The sequence below is a fragment of the Streptomyces sp. 7-21 genome (assembly GCF_016741785.1).
GTDB lineage: Bacteria > Actinomycetota > Actinomycetes > Streptomycetales > Streptomycetaceae > Streptomyces.
Map to the genome: position 1 here is coordinate 1 of NZ_JAERRL010000006.1, position 20,069 is coordinate 20,069.

Annotated in this window: 15 protein-coding genes and 2 pseudogenes; 5 read left to right on the plus strand and 12 right to left on the minus strand. The window is 74.4% G+C overall.

Translation table 11 applies throughout. The annotated features are described in order from the left end of the window. Window positions 1-150 (minus strand): annotated as a pseudogene (locus tag JK356_RS09340) (transcriptional regulator); the annotation flags it as partial. A 93-nt stretch (window positions 151-243) separates the two neighbouring features. Then, on the minus strand, window positions 244-486 hold the full coding sequence (locus JK356_RS09345; protein WP_201867147.1) for a DUF397 domain-containing protein: 243 nt from the start codon (window positions 484-486) through the stop codon (window positions 244-246). Window positions 487-731: 245 nt separating this feature from the next. Between JK356_RS09345 and JK356_RS09350 the strand changes: the two genes are divergently transcribed. Then, on the plus strand, window positions 732-1,496 hold the full coding sequence (locus tag JK356_RS09350; protein WP_201867148.1) for an ATP-binding protein: 765 nt from the start codon (window positions 732-734) through the stop codon (window positions 1,494-1,496). 82 nt (window positions 1,497-1,578) lie between these two features. On the opposite strand, the gene JK356_RS09355 is transcribed toward JK356_RS09350, so the two are convergent. The 7 genes from JK356_RS09355 to JK356_RS09385 form a co-directional block, all read right to left on the minus strand. After that, window positions 1,579-2,097 (minus strand): DUF664 domain-containing protein, encoded by a 519-nt coding sequence (locus tag JK356_RS09355; RefSeq protein WP_201867149.1) that lies wholly within the window; start codon window positions 2,095-2,097, stop codon window positions 1,579-1,581. A gap of 209 nt (window positions 2,098-2,306) precedes the next feature. Next, a complete protein-coding gene (locus JK356_RS09360; RefSeq protein ID WP_201867150.1) occupies window positions 2,307-3,056 on the minus strand; it encodes an MIP/aquaporin family protein in 750 nt (249 codons plus the stop codon). 124 nt (window positions 3,057-3,180) lie between these two features. After that, window positions 3,181-4,626 carry a ribose-5-phosphate isomerase RpiA gene (gene rpiA, locus JK356_RS09365; RefSeq protein WP_201867151.1) on the minus strand — a complete coding sequence of 482 codons (1,446 nt, stop codon included), beginning with the start codon at window positions 4,624-4,626 and terminating at the stop codon, window positions 3,181-3,183. Further along, on the minus strand, window positions 4,623-6,137 hold the full coding sequence (gene xylB / locus JK356_RS09370) for a xylulokinase (RefSeq protein ID WP_201867152.1): 1,515 nt from the start codon (window positions 6,135-6,137) through the stop codon (window positions 4,623-4,625). The genes rpiA and xylB overlap by 4 nt, the downstream gene beginning before the upstream one ends. A gap of 22 nt (window positions 6,138-6,159) precedes the next feature. Further along, window positions 6,160-7,608 (minus strand): aldehyde dehydrogenase, encoded by a 1,449-nt coding sequence (locus JK356_RS09375; protein WP_201867153.1) that lies wholly within the window; start codon window positions 7,606-7,608, stop codon window positions 6,160-6,162. A gap of 23 nt (window positions 7,609-7,631) precedes the next feature. Further along, entirely contained in the window at window positions 7,632-8,597 is a 966-nt protein-coding gene (locus JK356_RS09380; protein WP_201867154.1) for a C-terminal binding protein, read from the minus strand. Then, entirely contained in the window at window positions 8,594-9,820 is a 1,227-nt protein-coding gene (locus tag JK356_RS09385) for a fumarylacetoacetate hydrolase family protein (RefSeq protein WP_201867155.1), read from the minus strand. Before JK356_RS09385 ends, JK356_RS09380 begins: the two co-directional genes overlap by 4 nt. Before the next feature lie 275 nt (window positions 9,821-10,095). Here JK356_RS09385 and JK356_RS09390 point away from each other — a divergent pair, with 275 nt between their 5' ends. After that, window positions 10,096-10,893, plus strand: a complete 798-nt coding sequence (locus JK356_RS09390) for a FadR/GntR family transcriptional regulator (protein ID WP_201867156.1) — start codon at window positions 10,096-10,098, stop codon at window positions 10,891-10,893. A 225-nt stretch (window positions 10,894-11,118) separates the two neighbouring features. Here the strand turns inward: JK356_RS09390 and JK356_RS09395 are convergent, their stop codons facing one another. Next, a complete protein-coding gene (locus JK356_RS09395) occupies window positions 11,119-13,146 on the minus strand; it encodes a glycoside hydrolase family 127 protein (protein ID WP_201867157.1) in 2,028 nt (675 codons plus the stop codon). A 206-nt stretch (window positions 13,147-13,352) separates the two neighbouring features. Here JK356_RS09395 and JK356_RS09400 point away from each other — a divergent pair, with 206 nt between their 5' ends. Then, a complete protein-coding gene (locus JK356_RS09400; protein ID WP_201867158.1) occupies window positions 13,353-14,411 on the plus strand; it encodes a LacI family DNA-binding transcriptional regulator in 1,059 nt (352 codons plus the stop codon). 52 nt (window positions 14,412-14,463) lie between these two features. On the opposite strand, the pseudogene JK356_RS21790 reads toward JK356_RS09400, so the two are convergent. After that, window positions 14,464-14,903, minus strand: a pseudogene (locus JK356_RS21790) (protein phosphatase). A 296-nt stretch (window positions 14,904-15,199) separates the two neighbouring features. Between JK356_RS21790 and JK356_RS09405 the strand changes: the two are divergent. Then, complete coding sequence (locus JK356_RS09405) at window positions 15,200-16,618, plus strand: cytochrome P450 (RefSeq protein ID WP_201867159.1); 1,419 nt, start codon at window positions 15,200-15,202, stop codon at window positions 16,616-16,618. A gap of 74 nt (window positions 16,619-16,692) precedes the next feature. Here JK356_RS09405 and JK356_RS09410 read toward each other — a convergent pair whose 3' ends face one another. Further along, complete coding sequence (locus JK356_RS09410; protein ID WP_201867160.1) at window positions 16,693-18,084, minus strand: sulfatase; 1,392 nt, start codon at window positions 18,082-18,084, stop codon at window positions 16,693-16,695. 483 nt (window positions 18,085-18,567) lie between these two features. Here JK356_RS09410 and JK356_RS09415 point away from each other — a divergent pair, with 483 nt between their 5' ends. After that, entirely contained in the window at window positions 18,568-19,899 is a 1,332-nt protein-coding gene (locus JK356_RS09415) for an erythromycin esterase family protein (protein ID WP_201867161.1), read from the plus strand. Window positions 19,900-20,069 lie beyond the last annotated feature (170 nt).

A 20,069-nucleotide genomic window follows, 5' to 3' on the forward strand; every position in this document is an offset into this window, starting at 1 on the left:
GTCACCGGCCGCCTCGCGGCTGATGCCCCGGGACTCACGCAGCCGCCGCAGGTGCGTGCCGAGCACGATCCGCAGCACGGTGGGGCCGCCTCTCGGCTGCGACAAGAGGTCTGTCACCGAGGCTGCGGTCCCTGTCTGTGCTGGCGCCATATGTGTGTCCCCTGCGTGATGGAATATGCCACCCAGTCTTTCACCGAATCGGCACGACGTACAGTCAGCCCCCCATCATGCAGGGGGACTTGGTCAGTCGTTGCCGATCAGGTCGTCGAAGTCGCCGTCCTTCGCGCCACGCAGGAAGGCCGTCATCTCCGCGCGTGTGTAGATGAGCGCCGGGCCCTGCGGATCACGGGAGTTCCGCACGGCGACCTCACCGCCGGGCAGACCGGCGAGTTCCACGCAGTTCCCGTTCGGGTTGCTCCGCCGGCTCTTCCTCCAGACTGCCCCCTCGAGCTGGCCAGCCGGGATGCCGTTGATGAACTGCGGCATTTCTACTCCTACGTTCTTGTTGTGCACATGCCACCCTAGGCCCGTCCCGGGCCCGGGCGGCGTCTGAGGAGATTGTGCCCCGAGAGTGGGTGTTCTTGCATCTGTTCTTGCATCCGTTCTTGCAAAGGTTCTTACATCTGTTCTTTCAGACGTACTTGCAGCAGCGCGCCTCGTTCCCCGAGGATGGGGGTCCGTTGGAGCCGTCGCTCCCGCATGCCCGGGCTAGGAACGCAGCGGAGGTCGTGATGACAACTCACCCCGCGTGGTGGATGAGTGAGGAGATGGACGGCGGTGTTCTCGCGGGGTCGTCGGCGTTCCCGCCGCTGCCGCCCGCCGGCCGCCTCCCGTTCTCCGCCGTGGCGCGGCAGCCCGCGCCACGGCAGCGCGGCGCGGAGACGTCCGCCGTGCCCGGGGAGGCGGACGCCGCCGGGTTCGCGACCTTCCCGCTGGCCAGCGAGGCAACGGCGCCCAGCGCCGCGCGCGGCCTGACCCGCAGCACGCTGTGCGGCTGGGGGCTGGCTGACCTGGCCGACGACGCCTGCGTGGTGGTCTCCGAGCTGGTCACCAACGCCCTGCGCTACGGCACCCCCGCCCCGGCCTCGCGTCCCCGGCCGCTGCCGCCCGCCACGGAGGACGAACCGATCCTGCTCAGCCTGGTGCACCACGGGGGCGCCGTGCTGTGCGCCGTCTTCGACCCCGGCCAGGACGTGCCGGTGGTCAAGGAGCCGGACTACTTCCAGGAGACCGGGCGCGGACTGCACGTGCTCGCCTCGCTCGTGGACAGCTGGGGCTGGACCACGCCCGACCGGCACGGCAAGGCGGTGTGGGCGCTGCTCGCCGCCAAGGAGGCCGAGGACACGGCGGGAAGCGCCGTGGGACCGGCCGACGCCGACTGGGAGCCGCTGACCCGGCTGCTCCTGCTGCTCGAACTGCTCAGCGGACCGTCCTGGCTGAAGGCGCTCGGCGCCTCGGCCGGCGGCACCAGCAGCAGCGCCCCGGCCGCCGGCTAGAGGCGGCGGAGCGGCGGGACGTGTCACAGCGTCGCCCCGGGCGCACTGCGGGGGAGCGCGCCCGGGGCGACGGCACGTGCGGCTAGCCGCGGCGGCGCTGCAGGACGCCGCGGATGAAGGCGGCCTGGCCCGCGTGCTGGAGGTCGTCGGCGATCACGCTGATGAGCCGCACGCCGAGCGTGACCGGCGGGGTCCACGACTCGTCGACGACACGGCCCAGGTCACCGTCGCTGAGCCCGGCGACGTAGGCGAGGGTGCGCTCGTGCACCGCGTCGTAGTACCCGGTCAGCAGCTCCGGCGTCAGATTGCGGACGGCGGCCACGTCCGCGCTGGAGTGGGCATAGCCGGTGGCGTCGGCGGGGAACGGCAGGGCGAAGCGCTCGTGGAAGCCGTCCGCCGTCCACACCTCCTCGTCCTCGCGCAGCTCGGCCAGGTGGCTGTCCTGGACCCGCGCGAGGTGCCACACGAGCCAGCCGATGGAGTTGGCGTCCGGGTCGAGCCGGGCCGCCAGCTCCTCGGGGTCCAGGCCGGAGACCGCCTCGTGGACGGCCTCCCGGACGCGGCCGAAGCCGTCGGTGAGCAGGTCCGTGCTCGCGGTCATGGGGCCTCCTTCGCGGGGTGCGGCTCGGGATGGCAGGGCACCCGGCCGGGCCGGGCGGCACGCCGCCGTTTTCTCGCGTCACCGGCCGGGGTACCCGCATTTCTCTTCCGTGTCACGCGCCCCACCCGGCCCGGACGTGTCCCCCCTGTACCCGTCCGGGCCGGCGCGGCCGCTGGCCAGGCGGCCGTCAGGCAGCCCTCAGACAGACCTCAGACGGCGGGGAAGACCCCGTCGGTGAGGTGGTAGGCGAGCGCGGCCAGGACGCCGCCGGCCATCGGGCCGACGATGGGCACCCAGGCGTAGGACCAGTCCGAGGACGCCCCGCCGCGGCCCAGGGCCAGCGTGTGGAACAGGCGGGGCCCGGCGTCACGCGCCGGGTTCAGCGCGTAGCCGGTGGGGCCGCCGAGCGAGGCGCCGATGCCGACGACCAGCAGCGCGACCGCCAGCGGGCCGAGCCCGCTGGGGGTGTGGCCGAAGGACAGCACGACGTAGACCAGGACGAAGGTGGCGATGGCCTCGGTGACGGCGTTCCAGCCGGGGGTGCGGATCGCCGGGCCCGTGGCGAAGACCCCGAGGCGGGTCGCCTCGTCCTTCTCGGCGTCGAAGTGCTTCTTGTAGGTGAGGTAGGTCAGCAGCGCGCCGAGGACGGCGCCCAGCAGCTGGGCGAGGAGGTAGATGGCGAAGCGGGAGACGGAGGGCGGGGTGTCCGGCGCGAAGTCCTGGTCGGCGACCCACAGGCCCAGCGTGACGGCCGGGTTGAGGTGGGCACCGGAGGCGGCTGCGGCGTACACGCCGGCGAAGACACCGAGGCCCCAGCCGAAGGTAACGAGCAGCCAGCCGCCCTCGAAACCCTTGGAGCGGGCCAGCGAGATGTTGGCGACGACGCCGGTACCGAGCAGCACGAGCAGGGCGGTTCCGGTGAACTCGGATATGAACAGGTCAGTGAGCGGGACGGGCATGGTGGTTCCCAGGCGTGGAGGGGGAAGGGGAGGCGGCAGCCGGACGCTGCCTGGGGGGCCGGGCGGTCAAGGGCAGGGGTCCTCTTCCGCCCGGCCCGTGCGGGCCGCTGGGGGGCGGGCCGGTTCAGCGCGCGCCGCGGCGCGTGGTGGACGGACGGGCCGTCGGGGAGGCGGAGACGTCGGCGACGTCGTGGCCGCCGTCGGGGCGGCCGATGACCATCTCGTCGGCGATGCCGGTGAACAGGCCGTTCTCGACAACGCCGGGGATCCAGTTGAGCTGGGCGTCCAGGGCCAGCGGGTCCTTGATGACGCCGAGGTGGGCGTCGAGGAGGTAGTTGCCGCTGTCGGTGGTGACGGGCGCGCCGTCGCGCTCGCGCAGCGGCAGCTCCGGATCGTCGTAGCCGAGGCTGGTGAGCAGGCGGGCGACGGAGCGGCGGGTGGACTCCCAGGCGTACGGGACCACCTCGATGGGCAGCGGGAAGGCGCCGAGCGTGTCCACGACCTTGGAGTCGTCGACGACGGCGACCATCCGGTCGGAGGCGTCGGCGACGATGCGCTCCCACAGCAGGCAGGCGCCGCCGCCCTTGGTCATGTTGCCCGCGCGGTCAATCTCGTCGGCGCCGTCGACGGTCAGGTCGAGCCGCTCGGTCTCGGCGAGGGTGGTGAGCGGCACGCCGACCTCAAGGGCGAGGTCACGGGTGCCGGTGGAGGTGGGAACGCCGACGACGTCGAGCCCCTGGGCGACGGCCTCGCCGAGGGCACGGACGAACCAGTGCGAGGTGGTGCCCGAGCCGAGACCGAGCTTCATCCCGTCGCGGACGTAGCGGTCGATGGCGGCCTTTCCGGCGGCCCACTTGGCCTTGTCCTGGGCGGTCTGCGGGTGCATGCGGTTGTCTCCTGGTGCGGGTGGGGGTGTCGGGGATCCGGTGACCGCGGCCGCGAGCGCGGCGAAGCCACCGGTGCGGACGGGATCGGTGAGGGGCGCGCCCCACGGCACGTGCCAGTAGGCGACGCCGGCGCTCGCCGCGGTGCGCGCGTCGATGGCGGTGTCGCCCACGTACACGGCGTCCTCGGGGTCTGTGCCGAGGGCGGACAGCGCGGCGCGCAGGTGGCCCGGGTCGGGCTTCGGCGCGGGCACGGCGTCGTAGCCGGTGACGTGGTCGACCAGCGGGGCGAGCCCGGTCGCGGCCAGCACGGCGTGGGCCAGCGCGGTGCGCTTGTTGGTGCACACGCCGATGGCCAGGCCGGCCTCCCGCAGGCGGCGCAGCGCCGCGTGCGCGCCGGGGTGCACGGTGGTGCGGGCGGCGGGCGTGCGGGCGTAGGCGCGTGAGTAGTCCGCGTGCACGGTGTCGAGCAGCGCGGGGTCCGCGCCGGCGGCGCGCAGGGCGCCGGCGACGAGTTCCCTCGCGCCGCCGCCGAGCAGGCCGCGGACGGTGTCCTCGGGGACGCGGGGCAGCCCGTGCGGGGCCATCGCCTCCGCCAGGGCGTCCGCGATGTCCGGGGCGCTGTCCACCAGGGTGCCGTCGAGGTCGAGCACGACGGCCCTGGCGGCGCGCGGCAGCGGGGTCACTGCGCACCCGCCGGGACGGGGGCGGCGAACGCGCTGGCCAGGCGCGGGTAGAGCTGGCGGTGCTCGCCGAAGAGGGTGTCGTAGGCGGCGGCCGCCTCGGCGGCGGGCTGATAGGTCTGCTCGACCCGCACGGCGCCGAGCGCCTCCTCCAGGTTGGCCCACTGGCCGGAGCCGACACCGGCGACCAGGGCGGCCCCGTAGGCGCCGCCCTCGGCGGCGCCGGTGACGGTGACGGTTTCGCGGCCGAGGACGTCAGCGAGCATCTGGAGCCACAGCGGCTCGTTGGCGGCGCCGCCGGAGGCGACGACGCGGTCGGCCACGACGCCGGACTGGCGGCATATCTCCAGGATCTCGCGGAGGTTGAGCAGCACGCCCTCCATGACGCTGCGGGCGAGGTGGCCCAGGTCGTGCATGGGCGTGAGCCCCAGCCACGCGGCCGTGGCCTCGGGGGCCAGGTGCGGGGAGCGCTCGCCGAGCAGATAGGGCAGGAACATCAGCCCCCGGGAGCCGGGTTCGACCTCGCGGGCGAGGGCGACGAGGCGCTCGAAGGACACGGGCGCGTCCTCGTGCGCGGGGGCGAGGGCGTCGCGCAGCCAGTGGAACGCGCCGCCGGCGGCCAGGGAGACGCCCATGATGTGCCAGCGGCCCGGCGCGTTGCCGCAGGAGACCTGGACCCGGCCGCTGGGTGCCTCGGGGCACTGGGAGGTGCCGCCGGCGACGATGCCCGCGGTGCCGATGGTGAAGCCGACGGCGCCGGGGTCGACCAGGCCCATGGCGGTGGTCTGGAGGACGGCGTCGCCGCCCCCGCCGTACACCTCGGTGGCGGCGGGCACGCCCCAGCGCTCGGCGAGGTCGGGCAGCAGGCGGCCGGTGGGCTCGGTGGACTCGACGACGTCGGGCAGCAGGGCCTGGTCGATGCCGGTCAGGCTGAGGAGTTCACCGGACCAGACCCGCTTGGCGACGTGGAACAGGCCGGTGCCGGAGGCGTCGGAGACGTCGGTGACGTAGTTCCCCGTCATCCGCAGCCGCAGGTAGTCCTTGGGGTTGAGGATGCGGGCGGTGCGCTCGTAGACGTCCGGCTCGTTCTCCCGCAGCCAGATGATCTTGCCGCCGGTGAAGCCGGGGAGCATGCGGTTCTGGGTCATGCGCAGCAGCCCGTCGAGGCCGCCGGCGCGGTCGGTGATCCAGTCGCACTGCGGGGCGGAGCGCTGGTCGTTCCACAGGATGGCACGGCGCAGCGGGGTGCCGTCGGCGGCCAGGGCGGTGAGCCCGTGCATCTGGCCGCACAGGCCGATGGCGGTGACCTCGCGGCCGCCTTCGGGAAGGCGGGCGGTGAGGGCGCGGACGGCCTCGTCCGTGGCGTCCCACCAGTCGGCGGGGTCCTGTTCGGCCCAGCCCTGGCGGAGGTTGGTCATCGGGTAGCCGCGGGATTCGGTGGCGACGACGTCACCGGCCTTGTCAACCGCGATCGCCTTGCAGGCGGAGGTGCCGAGGTCAATGCCGATCAGCATGGTGCTCTCCCTTCGACGCGCCTCATCGCGCGTCGTGACGGAGTCGGATGTGTTTGGGCTGGAGGTAGGAAGTCAGCCCCTCGGGGCCGTGTTCGGAACCGAAGCCGCTCTCCCGGCGCCCGCCGTAGGGGGCGTTCATGATGCCGGCGTCGACGTTGTTGACCGCGACGTTGCCGAAATCCAGGGCGCGGGCGAGGGTGAAGGTCTCGTGGGTGTCGGTGGTGTAGGCGTAGGCGGCCAGGCCGCCGGGGGCGCCATTGGCGCGGTCAATGGCGTCGCTGAGCGAGGCGAACGGGGCGACGCCCACCAGCGGGCCGAAGGTCTCCTCGTGCATGACGAGGGAGTCGTCGGGGGCGTCCGCGACCACGGTGGGGCGCAGGAACAGCCCGGGCGCCAGCTCCTCGACGGGTCCGCCGCCGGCGACGACGGCGGCGCCGCGGTCGCGGGCGTCGGCGATGTGCGCGAGGGTGCGCTGGTAGGTCTCGTCCATGGTCAGGGCGCCGATGTCGGCGGCGGGCTCCCGCAGGCCGTCGGCGACCCGCAGCGCGTCGGCGGCGGCGGCGAGCTTGCTGGTGAACTCGTCGTAGACGGTGTCCTGGACGTAGATCCGGTTGATGGCGATGCAGATCTGCCCCGCGTTGCGGAAGGAGCGGCGGGCGGCGCCCGCGACAGCGGCGTCGATGTCGGCGGTGGCGGTGACGATCATCGGGCAGCTGCCGCCGAGTTCGAGCGAGAGGGCGGTGATGCCGCTGACGGTCCGGTACAGCGCCTGCCCGGTGCGCATCGAGCCGGTGAAGGCGACCTTGGCGATGTCCGGGTGGGCGGCCAGGGCGCGGCCGGTCTCGCCGTCGCCGTAGACGAAGTTGACGACGCCGGGCGGCATGACCTCGGCGACGCACTCGGACAGCACCTGGGCGCTGCCGGGGGTGTACTCGGAGGGCTTGATGACGATGGTGCAGCCCGCGGCGGTGGCGCCGGCCAGCTTCCAGCCGATGAGTTCCACCGGGTAGTTCCACGGCACGATGCCGGCGACCGGGCCGACGGGTTCGTACTCGACGATGCTGGTGAAGCCGTGGGCGTCGTTGGGCACGGTGCGGCCGCAGACGCGGGTGGCCTCCTCGGCGTAGTAGTGCAGGGCGGTGACGAACTTGCGCACCTCTCCCCTGGCTTCGTCCAGCGGCTTGCCCTGCTCGCGGGTGATGGCGGCGGCCATGTCGTCCACGCGGCCGGCGCAGACGCCGGCGAGCTGGTGGAGCAGGGCCGCGCGCTCGGCGGGCAGGGTACGGCGCCAGTCGCGGAACGCGGCGGTGGCGGCGGCCACGGCCCGGTCGACATCGGCCGCGGTGGCGCGGGGGGCGACGGCGGCGAGCGCGCCGGTCGCGGGGTTGTGCCGCTCCAGGGTGCCGCCGGAGGCGGCCTCCCAGTCGCCGCCGATGAAGTTACGGCAGGTGAGCGTGGTGTGGTCTGGCATCGCGGATCTGCTTTCGTGGTGCTTCAGGGCAGGCTGACCGGGCTGCGCAGGGGCTGCCCGAGCAGGGCGCGCTGGGCTTCCTGCGCCGCCAGCTCTTGCAGGAGCCGGACGGACTTCTCGGAGTAGAAGGCGGCGTGCGGGCTCAGCAGGACGTTGTCCATGGCGCGCAGCGGGCTGCCGTCGGGCAGCGGCTCCTCCTCCAGGACGTCGAGCCCGGCGCCGCCGAGGCGGCCCGACTGCAGGGCCTCGGTGACGGCCTCGGTGTCGACGAGCGCGCCGCGGGCGGTGTTGATCAGGACGGCGCCCGGCGGAAGGAGGGCGAGGGTCTCCCGGTTGATCAGGTGGTACGTCTCCTCGGTGGCGGGGGCGTGCAGCGACACCGCGTGGGAGCGGCGCAGCAGGTCGGGCAGGGAACAGGCGGTGATGCCCGCCTCGGCGAGCGCGTCCGCGCTGGCGTAGGGGTCGTAGCCGAGCACGGTCATGCCGAACGGAGCGAGCCGGGCGGCGAGCGCGCGGCCGATGCGTCCGGTGCCGATGAGCCCGACGGTGGTGTCGGACAGGGCGCGGACGGGCGCCAGGTCGGAGGGGGTGCCCCAGCCGTCGCGGGCCACGGCAGCGTGGTAGCCGGGGAGCTTGCGCAGCAGCGCGAGCAGCATGGCCGCGGCGTGGTCGGCGACCGTGTCGGAGCCGTAGTCGGTGACGTTGGCGACCCGCACGCCGCGCGCGGCCGCGGCGGCGAGGTCGATGTTGTCGGTGCCGATGCCGTAGCGCACGACGGTCGCGCCGGGCGCCATGGCGGCCAGGACGGTGTCGGTGACCGGGGCGAAGTTGACCAGGGCGACGGTGGCGCCGCGCACCGCCTCGGCGGTCTCCGCCTCGGTCACGCAGTTGAACCGCTCATAGCTGGCGCCCGCCTCGGCGGCGGCGCGGCGCTCCGCGGCGTCGTCGGGGAACGTCATGTCGGTCACGACGAGACGGGCGGTGCTCACGAGGAAGCCTCCTCGCCGTTGCCGCTGTCTTCGCGCGAGGCGAGCAGGCCGCGGCGGGCCAGGCTGGCGTACAGGTCGCGGATGCCGGTCTGCCAGGCGGGGGCGCGCTCGCTGGTGGTGACGGGGTTGCGCAGGGTCCCCAGGTGGGGGGTGGAGATCTCGACGAGGTCGCCCTCGCGGTGGGTGAAGCCGCTGCCGGGCTCGCCGCGGTCCTGGGTGGGGGCGAAGAGGGTGCCGGTGAACAGGACCAGCCCGTCGGGGTAGGGGTGGCGCCGGTTGACGGCCTGGGCGACGAGGGTCTCCAGCGGGCGGCTGATGCGGGACATGTCGGAGGCGTCGCGCAGCACGAAGCCGTCGTCGCGGCCGGTGATGGTGAGGCTGATGCGGGCCTCGCGCAGGTCGTCGAGGCTGAAGCCGTCGCCGAAGAGGCGGAGGAAGGGGCCCAGGGAGGTGGAGGCGTTGTTGTCCTTGGCCTGCGGCAGCAGCAGCGCGCTGCGGCCCTCGATGTCGCGGAGGTTGACGTCGTTGCCGAGGGTCGCGGCGACGATGCGGCCGTCGGAGGTGACGGCGAGGACGAGTTCGGGCTCGGGGTTGTTCCACTTCGAGACCTCGGCGACGCCGACCGGCGCGCCGTAGCCGACGGCGGAGAGCACCGGGCCCTTGGTGAACACTTCGGCGTCGGGGCCGAGCCCGACCTCCAGGTACTGGGACCACAGGCCCTCCTCGCGCAGCCAGGCGAGGAGTTCGACGGCCTCCGGGCTGCCGGCCTTCACCGACTCCAGGCGCGCCCCGACGCGCTCGGCGAGCTGGGTGCGTATCCGCTCGGCGGCCTCCGGGGCGCCGCCGGCGCGCTCCTCGATGACGCGCTCCAGCATGCTGTCGGCGAACGTGACGCCCGCGGCCTTGAGCACCTGGAGGTCCACGGGGGCCAGCAGCCGGGTCCGGGTGGTGTCCTGGGCTGCGGTGGCGTCGAGCACCTCGGCGAGCGGCCAGGTGCGGGCGGCGGGCGCCTGGCGCACGATGTCGGCGGCGTCGGGGCGTTCCAGCAGGTCGGACATGGTGGGGCCGTGGGCGGTGATGTCGGCCAGCTCGTCCCCGCGTACCGCCACGAGGCTGGGTCCGCCGACGGCGGGGTCGAGGACGCGGCCAGCGAGGAGCGCGCCGCCGCCGCTGGGGAGGATGTCGGCGGGCGCGGAGGAGAGGTCGCTGCGGAGGAGGGCCATTCGGCTCAGCCGCCCTTTCTGTACGCGGGTTTCGTCGGGTATGGGTGTCTGCGGGGGCGCACCGCCGCGGGCCGCCGTGCGGCCGGTTCGCGCGGGACGCGGTACCCCAGGGGGTGCGTGGTCGTGTGCTGCTGCGGGGCTGCGGTGCGGAGCGGTCCGTCCTGGCCGCGGCTCGCGGACGGCGGCCGGTGGCGTTGCGGGCCGGCCGCGTGGACCCCGCTGGGGCACGGCCCCCGTTCATTGACTTCGTATGATGATCGGACCATACTTCGGCCATGCAGGCATCGCAAGACCCTGTTTCACGGAACCGGCACAACACAGGAAAACGGCAGGCCGCCCGGCCGCCCCGCCTCTCCGAGGTGGTAGCCGAGCAGATACAGCGCGATCTGCTCTCCCAGGGCATGAAGCCCGGCGACCGGCTGCCGACGGAACCGCAGCTCGTCGAGCGCTACGGGGTCAGCAGAACGGTGATCAGGGAAGCGGGCCGCATCCTGGACCAGCGCGGTCTCGTCGACATCCGCCCCGGCCGGGGCATGGTCGTCGCCCAGCCCGACGGCTCCGCGGTGGCGCGCCACTACGCCCTGATGCTGGGCATGAACGTGGCGACGTTCCAGCAGCTGATGGAGACCCGCCTGCTGGTCGAGGTAGAGGTGGCGGCACTCGCCGCCGAGCGCCGCAGCGAAGAGGACCTGCGCGAACTGCGGGCCTGCGTCGACCGCGCGCGGCAGCATCCCGGCGACTACACGGTCTGCCTGGAGGCGGACATCCGCTTCCACGAGGTCGTCACGCGCGCCAGCGGCAACCCGTTCTTCTCGTGGTTCATGGACCCGGTCAACACCTGCCTGCGCCAGTCATACAAGGACGCGTTCCGCTACCTCGCGAGCCTGCCCCAGACGCTGGAGGAGCACGGCGCCATACTGGCGGCGATCGAGGCGCGCGATCCCGAGGAGGCGCGGCGCGCTTCCCGCGTGCACCTGATGCGGGTGATGTCCGAACGCAACCGCCTGCTCGCCGGAGACGGAGACGGGGACGGAGAAGAGAGCGGGGACACGACGGCTGAACGCGCCGGGTGACGCGCCCGTCACCGGCGCGGCCCAACGGGGGCGGAGGCAGTCCCGCGGTCTGCTCCGCCCCTTTCCCATACCCGTTTCGGCACCCGTTTCGACGCCCGCTGGCCGGCGGCGAGGACGCCGCCGGCCGGATCCGCACGCCAGACAGCCCGCGGCGGAACGCGGCGTTGGGTCCGTTGCATGCGCGCCGGCCCCCGTCCGCGCGGACGGGGGCCGGCGCGCGCCGTCTCAGCCCTCGGCGGGCAGCCAGACCCGCATGCTGGAGACGTCCCGGTTGGCCCAGGCGTAATAGGGGATCGCCGTCAGCGTCACCGGGTCACCCGCGGGCGCCGGGACCCCCTCCGCAGCGGGGCGGTAGGGCCACCACGGCGCGGCGTCACCGGCGGCCGGGCGGGGCCGCAGGCGGGCCGTAGCGGTGACGGCGGTGACGCCGCCGAGGAGGCCGGGGCGTTCCTCCTCGCCGAGCCCGGCGCCGAGGTCGACGACGAGATCGTCCAGCCCCGTGCCCGGGGGCAGGCCGGGCTGGTCCAGGGACTCGACGCAGTACACCAGCGGGCCGCGCTCGATGGCGGCGCAGCCGCGGACGGCGTCCACGCGCGGATCGGCCAGGGTGAACCGGGGCGTGAGGTCGAGCGAGAGCACGACCGTCTCGCCCGGCCGCCAGGCGCGGGTCAGCCGCAGCCAGCCGCCCTCGTACGCCTGCTCCGCCTCGGGCAGCGGCGCGCCGTCCAGCGTGACCGACCAGGTGGCGGCCGACCAGTGCGGCACGCGCAGCGCGAGCGTCCACGGCCCGGCGCCGGCCGACTCGACGGTCACGGCGATGCGGCCGTGCCACGGGTAGCCGGTCTCCACACGCAGCACCGCCTCGCCGCCGCCGACGTCCGCCGTGACGGTGCCGGAGGCGTACTGGTGCAGCTGGAGCGCGCTGCCGTCAGCGGACACGGAGGCCAGGTAGTGCGGCAGGGAGGCCAGCAGCCGCATGACATTGGGCGGGCAGCAGGCGCACTTGAACCACGGCACCCGGGGCGGCTCGGCCCCCTCCTGGTCGGCGTGGCCGTCCCTGACGTGCAGCGGGTTGTCGTACAGGTAGCGGTCGCCGCTGAGGGAGACGCCGCACAGCACAGCGTTGTAGAGGGTGCGCTCGATGAGGTCCGAGTAGCGGGCCTCGCCGGTCAGCAGCGCCATCCGCCAGCTGAACTGGACCGAGGCGATAGCGGCGCACGTCTCGCAGTAGGCCCGCTCGGTGGGCAGCTCATACGGCTGGCCGAAGCCCTCGTCGCTGTGGTGGGCGCCGATGCCGCCGGTGACGTAGGTCTGGCGGGCGGCCATCTCCTCCCACAGCCGCGTGACGGCCTCGCGCAGCTCAGCCTCGCCGGTCTCGGTCGCCACGTCGGCGGCGCCCGCGAGCAGGTACAGCTGGCGTACGGCGTGGCCGGTGACGGCCCGCGCCTCGCGGACGGGCATGTGGTCCTGGTAGTACCCGGGCCGGCCGGCGCCCTTGGTGGTCCGCACCGGCAGCGCGCCGCCGTGCCGGTCGACGAAGTACTGGGCGGCCTCGGCGTAGCGCCGCTCTCCGGTCTCGCGGGCCAGTTCGGCCAGCGCGGTCTCGATCTCCGGATGGCCGTCGACGCCGTCGACGGGCTTGCCGGAGCCCTCGGGCCCGAAGGTCCCGGTGATGAGGTCGGCGAACTTCCGCGCCACGTCCAGCAGCGCGCGCTCGCCGGTAGCGCGGTGGTGCGCGACCGCGGCCTGGATGAGATGGCCGGCCGTGTACAGCTCGTGGCCCCAGTGCAGCTCGCTGAAGCGCGGAACGTCGGGCTTGGCCACCTGGTAGTAGGTGTTCAGGTAGCCGGTCCCGTCCTGCGCCCGGGCCAGCAGCTCGGTCATCTCGCGGAGGTGCCGGGTCAGTTCGCGGGCCTGCTCGTCACTGGTGCCGGGATCGCCCAGCTGCCAGGCGGCGGCCTCCAGCCACTTGTGGACGTCGGAGTCCTGGAAGGGGAACCCGCCCTGGAAGCCGCCCCGTTCGCCCGCGGCGGCACGGCGGAAGTTCTCCAGGTTCCCGGCCTCCTCCAGGCGCGCGGGGCCCTGGGCGATGCTGACCTCCGCGTTGACGCGGCGGCGTTCGGCCCAGAAGCCGCCGGTCACGGTGGTACGGGCGGACGGCCGCAGCGCGGCGTGGGCGCCGGGGCCGAGGCGGACCGGGCCGGCGGTGCCGGGGGCGGGAGCGGGAGCGGGGGCGGGCGAGGGTGCGGACATGCACGGCTCCGTTAGCGGGTCTCAGAAACGTGAGGAAATGCTTTTCCTAGCCGGGAATGCTAAAAGTGCCTGCGAGAAAGCGTCAACAGTGCCGCCGTTTACGCACACCGTTTTCCTGACGATCTAGCCAGGTACTCCCCTGCCGTGGCATCATGACCCGGCGCCCGGGTGGCTGCGGGCGCCCAGAAGGAGGAAAAGGGTTTCTCATGACGGAGACGGCGCGTGGCACCGAGCGCCGGCGCGCCGCGACGATCGGTGACGTCGCCGCTCTGGCCGGGGTTTCCCCCGGCACCGCGTCCAAGGCGCTCAACGGCCGGGGGAACCTGCGCGCCGAGACCCGGGAGCGCGTGGCCGAGGCCGCCCGCAAGCTCGGTTTCCGGCCCAACGCCGCGGCGCGCAGCCTGCTGTCGGGCCGCAGCTACACGGTGGGGCTGATCACCACCGACAGCATCGGCCGGTTCAGCATCCCGGTGCTGCTGGGAGCGGAGGACGCGCTCGGCGCCGGCCGCATCGCCGTGTTCCTGTGCGACACGCGCGGCGACGCCATCCGCGAGCAGCACTACGTCCGCACCCTGCTCGACCGCCGCATCGACGGCCTTATCGTCACCGGCCGCCGCACCGACCCGCGCCCGCCGGTGGACCTGCCCGCGCCGGTGCCGGTGGTGTACGCGCTCGGGCCGTCCACCGACCCCCGCGACCTGTCGCTGGTGCCGGACGACGCGGGCGGCGCGCGGCTGATGGTCGAGCACCTGCTGGCCACGGGCCGGCGGCGCATCGCCCATATCACGGGGCCGGCGCACCACACCGCCGCCGCCGTCCGCGCCGAGGAGACGGTCCGCGCGCTGGCCCAGGCCGGGGCCGAACTGTCCGGCGGGCAGGTGCTGTACGGCGAGTGGAGCGAGGCGTGGGGGCGGCAGGCGGTGCACGTGGCGCTGCGCGCCGACCCGGACGTCGACGCGTTCTTCTGCGGCAGCGACCAGATCGCGCGGGGCGCCGCCGACGCGCTGCGGGAGGCGGGCCGCCGGGTCCCGGAGGACATCGCCCTGGCCGGCTACGACAACTGGGAGGTCATGGCCCAGGCGACCCGGCCGCCGCTGACCACCGTGGACATGAACCTGGCCGAGCTGGGGCGGACGGCGGCGCTGCGGCTGATGGAGGCCATCGACGGCCGCCCGTCGCAGGGCGTGCAGACCCTGCCGTGCCGCCTGGTCGTGCGTGACTCGACGGGCGTGCGGGCCGCAGCCCCCGCCCCGGACGGCGGCTGACCCGTGCCCGGCGCCCGCCCGCCGGGCACGCGCCGCCGGCCGGATCCGTCTCTCAGCGGAACCGGGCCGCGTACCGGCGCTGCCAGGGCGTCTCGACGGCCCGGGGTGGTAGTGGCGGCGAACGTAGGCGACGGCCTCGTCACCGGGGACGCCGTCGAGGACGGCGAGGCAGGCCAGGGCCGTGCCGGTGCGCCCCCGGCCGCCGCCGCAGGCGATCTCGACGCGTTCGTCCGCCGCCCGCTCCCACGCCTCGCGCAGCGCCTCGCGGGCGGCGCCGCGGTCGGCCGGGAGCCGGAAGTCGGGCCAGCGCACCCACCGCGCCTGCCACGGCAGGCCGGGCGGCTGACGGCCCAGCAGGTACAGCCCGAAGGCGGGCCGCGGGCCGTCGGGCAGCGGATGGCGCAGTCCCCGCCCGCGCACCAGCCGGCCGGAGGGCAGCGGCATCACCCCGGGGGCCGAAGGGTCCCATCCAGCACAGTCGTCGGGCGCCATGACAGCCGAGCGTAGGCCGGCGCCGCCCGGAACCGCCCGGCCGCCGCCTGGCGGGTTCACGACGCTGAGGCAGCCCTCCCGGGCACTGGCGGCGTGCAAAGAAGCGGGACACCTCACGGAGACCGCGCGGAGACCGCGAAGAGACCGCGAAGAACCGCGCGCGTTCCGTCGTGGCCGGAACCCGCCTTGACAGTTCCATCCCAACTACCCTTTCCGCGACGGGTGTTGCCAAACGATCACCGCGAGTAGGCTGCGCTGCCTCGGCAGCATGGACGAGGACAGACAAGGACGAGTCAATGGAACGCCCCGACCCCCACGCCCAGGACTCCGCCGCGCCGCGGCTGGAGGCGCTCGCCACCGAGCCGCTGATGACCAGGGAATTCGACCAGCGGCCTGCCGTCGTCTACGAGCGGCTGCGCAACCGGTACGGGCCCGTGGCACCGGTAACCGTGCACGGCGTGCCGATGTGGCTCGTGCTGGGTTACCAGGAAGTCTTCAGCGTGTTGCGGGACGACCAGCTGTGGCGGAAGGACCCGGCCAACTGGCGTGCGCTGCGGGAGGGCCGGGTGCCCCCGGACTGGCCGATGCTGCCGGGGTACCAGGTCAGCCACCTGCTGCTGAAGGACGGGGAGGACCGCGCGGCCGTCCGGGCGGCCCTGGACGCGGCGCTGCGCCCCTACCAGGACCCGGGCCAGCCGCAGGCCGCCGAGCTCGAGACGGCGGTGGCGCGGCACGTGGACGAGCTCATCACGGTCTTCGCCGACGGCTCGGGCAGCGGCTGGGTGGACCTGTGCGCCCAGTTCTCCCGCCCGCTGCCGCTGCTGGTGATCAACCAGATGTTCGGCTTCCCGGTCGAGCAGGGCGACGACGTGTTCATGGACGCCTGGCGGATGGTCGACTCCGGGCCGGACGCGGCCGCGGCGATCGAGCGGCTGCTGGCCGCGACGACGCAGCTGGCGCGGCACAAGAAGGAGCACCCGGGCGACGACCTGACGACGCGGCTGATCGAGGCGGCGCCGTCGCTGCCGCCCGAGCAGATCGGCCTGGAGCTGTACTCGGTGCTCGTCATATCCGACCAGATCAACCACGCCATCGCGAACAGCGTGCTGGAGGTGCTGACGGCCAATCCGCAGGCGCGGGCCAGCCTGTCGGTCGGCACGTACCACGAGCTGGTCAACCGGGTGCTCATCGCGTCTCCGACCTGGACCAACGGCACCCACCGGTACCCGGTCACCGACACCGTGCTCGGCGGCTACCGGATCGCGGCGGGCGACGCCGTCCTGCCGTCGATCGCCGCCGCGCACGCCGACCCGGAGTTCCGCAAAGGGCTGGGCGACGACGCGGTCGCCAGCTCGCGCGGTCACCTGGCGTGGGGGGCGGGCGCGCACCGCTGCCCGGCCCAGGAGCTGGCGGAGATGGTGACGGTGACGGCCATCAGCCGCCTGTTCGACCGGTGCGACCTCGAACTGGGGCTGCCGCCCGACCAGATCCCGTGGCGGTCGCCGTACTACGTCAAGGGCGTCAAGGCGCTGCCGGTGCGGTTCCGTATCCGGCAGCCGGAGCGCCCGGCCGCCGCCGCGGCGGCGCCAGCGTACCCGCCCCCGGCCGCCGGGGAGGCGCCGGGCGCGGCGGGCGGGGCGCCGCCCCGGGCAGCGCGGCCGCCGCGCTCGCGCCTGTGGCGCTTCCTGGCGGGGCTGCGGGGCGGAGGCCGGTAGCCCTTCCGCCCCGCCGGGCCCGCGCCGCGGCCCTCCCCCGGGCCGCCGGCCGCGGGCCCGCGGCTGGCACCGCGTCAGGCGGGGTAGGGCAGCAGGGTGGCGTCGACCTCCTCCCAGGCGGCGCGCAGCTCCGCCAGCAGGCCGGGGCGCACGGTGGCCTGGTCGGCCTGCTCACGCGGGTCGTTCTCCAGCTGGTACAGGTGGTCGGTGCCGTCCTGGTCCTGGTAGTACTTCCAGTCGCCGCGGCGCAGGGCCCGTTCGCCGCGCACACGCCAGAACAGGTCGCGCTCCGGCGGCTCCTCGCCGCGCAGCAGGTAGCCCGCGAAGCTCGCGCCGTCCAGCGGGTGGGAGGGGGCGGGGCGGGCGCCGCCCACCTCCAGCAGCGTGGCCGTCCAGTCCGGCGAGTACATCGGGACGTGGCTGACCTGGCCGCCGTCGAGGCGGGCGGGCCACCGCACGATCTGCGGGACGCGGATGCCGCCCTCGAGCAGGCTGGCCTTCTGGCCCGACAGCGGCCACTGGTACGACCAGCGCTCGCCGCCGTTGTCGCTGGCGAAGATCACCAGGGTGTCCCGGCCCTGGCCGCTGTGGTCCAGGGCGTCGATGACCTGGCCGACGGAGCGGTCCAGGTCACGGACCATCTGCGCATACTTCTCCAGGGAGCCGCCGTCCCGGTGCCGCAGCGCCCCCTGGTCGCCAGCGCGTATCCGGCGGGCGATCTCGGCGGCCTCCTCCTCGTCGCCTTCGGCTATCCACGGCCAGTGCGGCGTCGTGTAGTTGAGGTTCAGCAGCCAGGGTGTGCCGCGGCGGCGCGAGCGGATGTGCTCGACGGCGCGCTCGGTGAGCACGCGGGTGTAGTAGCGCAGGTCCTGGTAGGTGGCGTCGCCCTCGTACAGGTCGTACTCGCCGGCGAGCCCGAGCTTGGAGTAGTACTCCAGGGCGCCGCCGAAGTTGCCGAAGAAGGTGTTCCAGCCGGACTTGGTGGGGCTGTAGTCAGGCAGGTAGCCGCAGTGCCACTTGCCGATGAGCGCGGTGTCGTAGCCGGCGTCCCGCAGCAGCGAGGCGAGCGTGGGGTGGCCGGGCTCCAGGCCCACCGACCGGTCGGCGATCGGCTCGGCGAGGCCGCCCTCGGTACGCCCGGGGTACCGCCCGGTGTAGAGGGCGAAGCGGGTGGGCGAGCAGGTCGCCGAGCCCGAGTACGCCTGGGTGAAGCGCACGCCCTGGCGGGCCAGCCGGTCCAGGTGCGGGGTGTGGATGTCGGGAGAGCCGTAGCACGACAGATCGGCCCAGCCGAGGTCGTCGCCGAGGATGACGAGGATGTTGGGCCGGGCGGACTCACGGTCGGTGGCGGCCCGGAACGGCCGCTCGGCGGGCGCGGCGGCGGCGCTGGTGTGGCCCAGGGCCGAGGCCGCGGCCGTGGCGCCGAGGAGCCCGCCGAAGGCACGGCGGGAGGGCAGCGAAGACATGCGTCTCCTCAGTGAGGTGGAACGGTGGAACTGCGAGCGGGTGGAACGGCGAACCGGTGGAACGCGGAAACGGTGGAACGGTGAGGGCTGCGCGGACGGTGGTGGCGTCAGAGAACGGGCCAGAAGGGCGGGCCCGCCGCCGTCCGTTCCGGCACACACGGGCCGCCCGCCCGTGGCGGATGACGGCCGGCTTATCGCATCTCAGATGCGGCGGCAGCCGCCGCTGACTCCGCGGCAGCAGCCGGGGTTCCTCTGCTTCCCGAACATGCGTCTCATCCTCGTGACCCCTCTGGCCTGCGTCAATACTTTCCTACAAATTCGATGGGAAAAGTAGGGAAGCGGTGCGCGGCGGCGTCCCGGTGGGGCTGTCCCCACCCCCGTGCCGGGGGCCGCCCGGATGGCGCAAGAAGCCCTGCCCGCGGAACCTGACAGCACGTCACGAACGAGGCCACCGAGGCCCAGGACCGTAAGGAACCGCACCCGATGCCCTCACCGTCACGCCGCTCGCTGCTCGCCGCTCTGCCCGCTGTGGGCCTCGCCGCCCTGGCCGGCGCGCCCCCGGCAGCGGCCTCCGCCGGCGCCGTGCTGCCCGCGCTCACCCGTGCCGCCCGCCCGCTGCGCACGACGCGGCCGGACGGCGACCTGGCCGACCTGCGGCCGCTCGGCGCCGCGATCGGCCGCACCCCGGTCGTCGGGCTCGGCGAGGTGGCGCACGGCGCGCACGAGCTGTACGCGCTCAAGCACCGCGTCTTCCGGTACCTCGTGGAGGAGCTGGGCTTCCGCGTGTTCGTGCTGGAGACCAGCTGGACGTCCGGGCTGCTGCTCAACGCCTACGTGCGCGACGGCAGGGGCGACCCGCGCGCCATCATGGCCGCGGAGTTCGGCGGCGGCGCCTGGCCGTGGGGCGTGCACGAGTACCTGGACCTGCTGCGGTGGATGCGCGCCTACAACGTGCGCCACCCCGGTGACCCCGTCACCTTCGCCGGCAACGACACCGCACACCCGCGCCTCCCCGGCTGGCTGTTCGACCGCGTCACCGGCTACGCCGAGCGCCGCCGCCCCGGGCTGGCCCGGGAACTCGCCGGCCGCTACGGCGGGCTGCGCGCCCACCCGGCGACCGAGGAGCTCCTCGCCCTGCCGCAGCCGGAGCGCCGCCGCCTCGCGGCGGACGCCCGCCGCGCGCACCAGCTGCTGGCGGAAGCGGGGCCGGACCGCCGCGAGCCGGAGGCGTTCGCGTGGGCGGTGCAGCACGCCCGCGTCCTCGCCCAGACCGCCACGCTGCTGGCCTACGACCTCACCGACCCCGCGGAGATCCCGGAGTCGATGCGCTACCGCGACGAGCTGATGGCCGAGAACACCGCCTGGTGGCACCGCCACACCGGCCAGAAGGTGCTGCTGTCCGCGCACGCCGGCCACACCGGGTACGAGACCTACGTCCCGGACCTGTACCCCGTCACCCAGGGCGCCTTCCTGCGGCAGCTGCTGGGCCCGGACTACCTGTCCCTCGGCACCACCTTCGGGCAGGGCGCCACCACCGAGCCGGACGACAGCACCGGCGAGTGGGTCACCCACCGCTTCGGCCCGCCCCGCGAGGGCAGCAGCGAGCACACCCTGGACCAGGTCCCCCACCACCTGTACCTGCTCGACCCGCGCGAGACCGAGCCGCCCGCCCGGCGGTGGCTGCACCGCACCCGCCCCACCCGCGACGTCGGCCCGCCCGGCGGCGCCTACTACCCCTACTCCCTGGCGGCCGGGCACGACCTGCTGATCCACGTCAGCACGCTGCGCCCCGCCGTCCCGCTGGCCGGCGCCTGACCCCCGCTCCCCGGCCCGAAGGAGGGGTGGGCCGGGGAGCACCGCCGGGCGGCACCCGGGGTAACGGGGCCGTGAACCCTCGTCACATCTCCGGCAACGCGGCTCAGGTGGCCTTGTGCCGCCGCCCCGGCGGGGCCAGCGTGGAAGGACGCGGCGCGCTGGCACGCCAG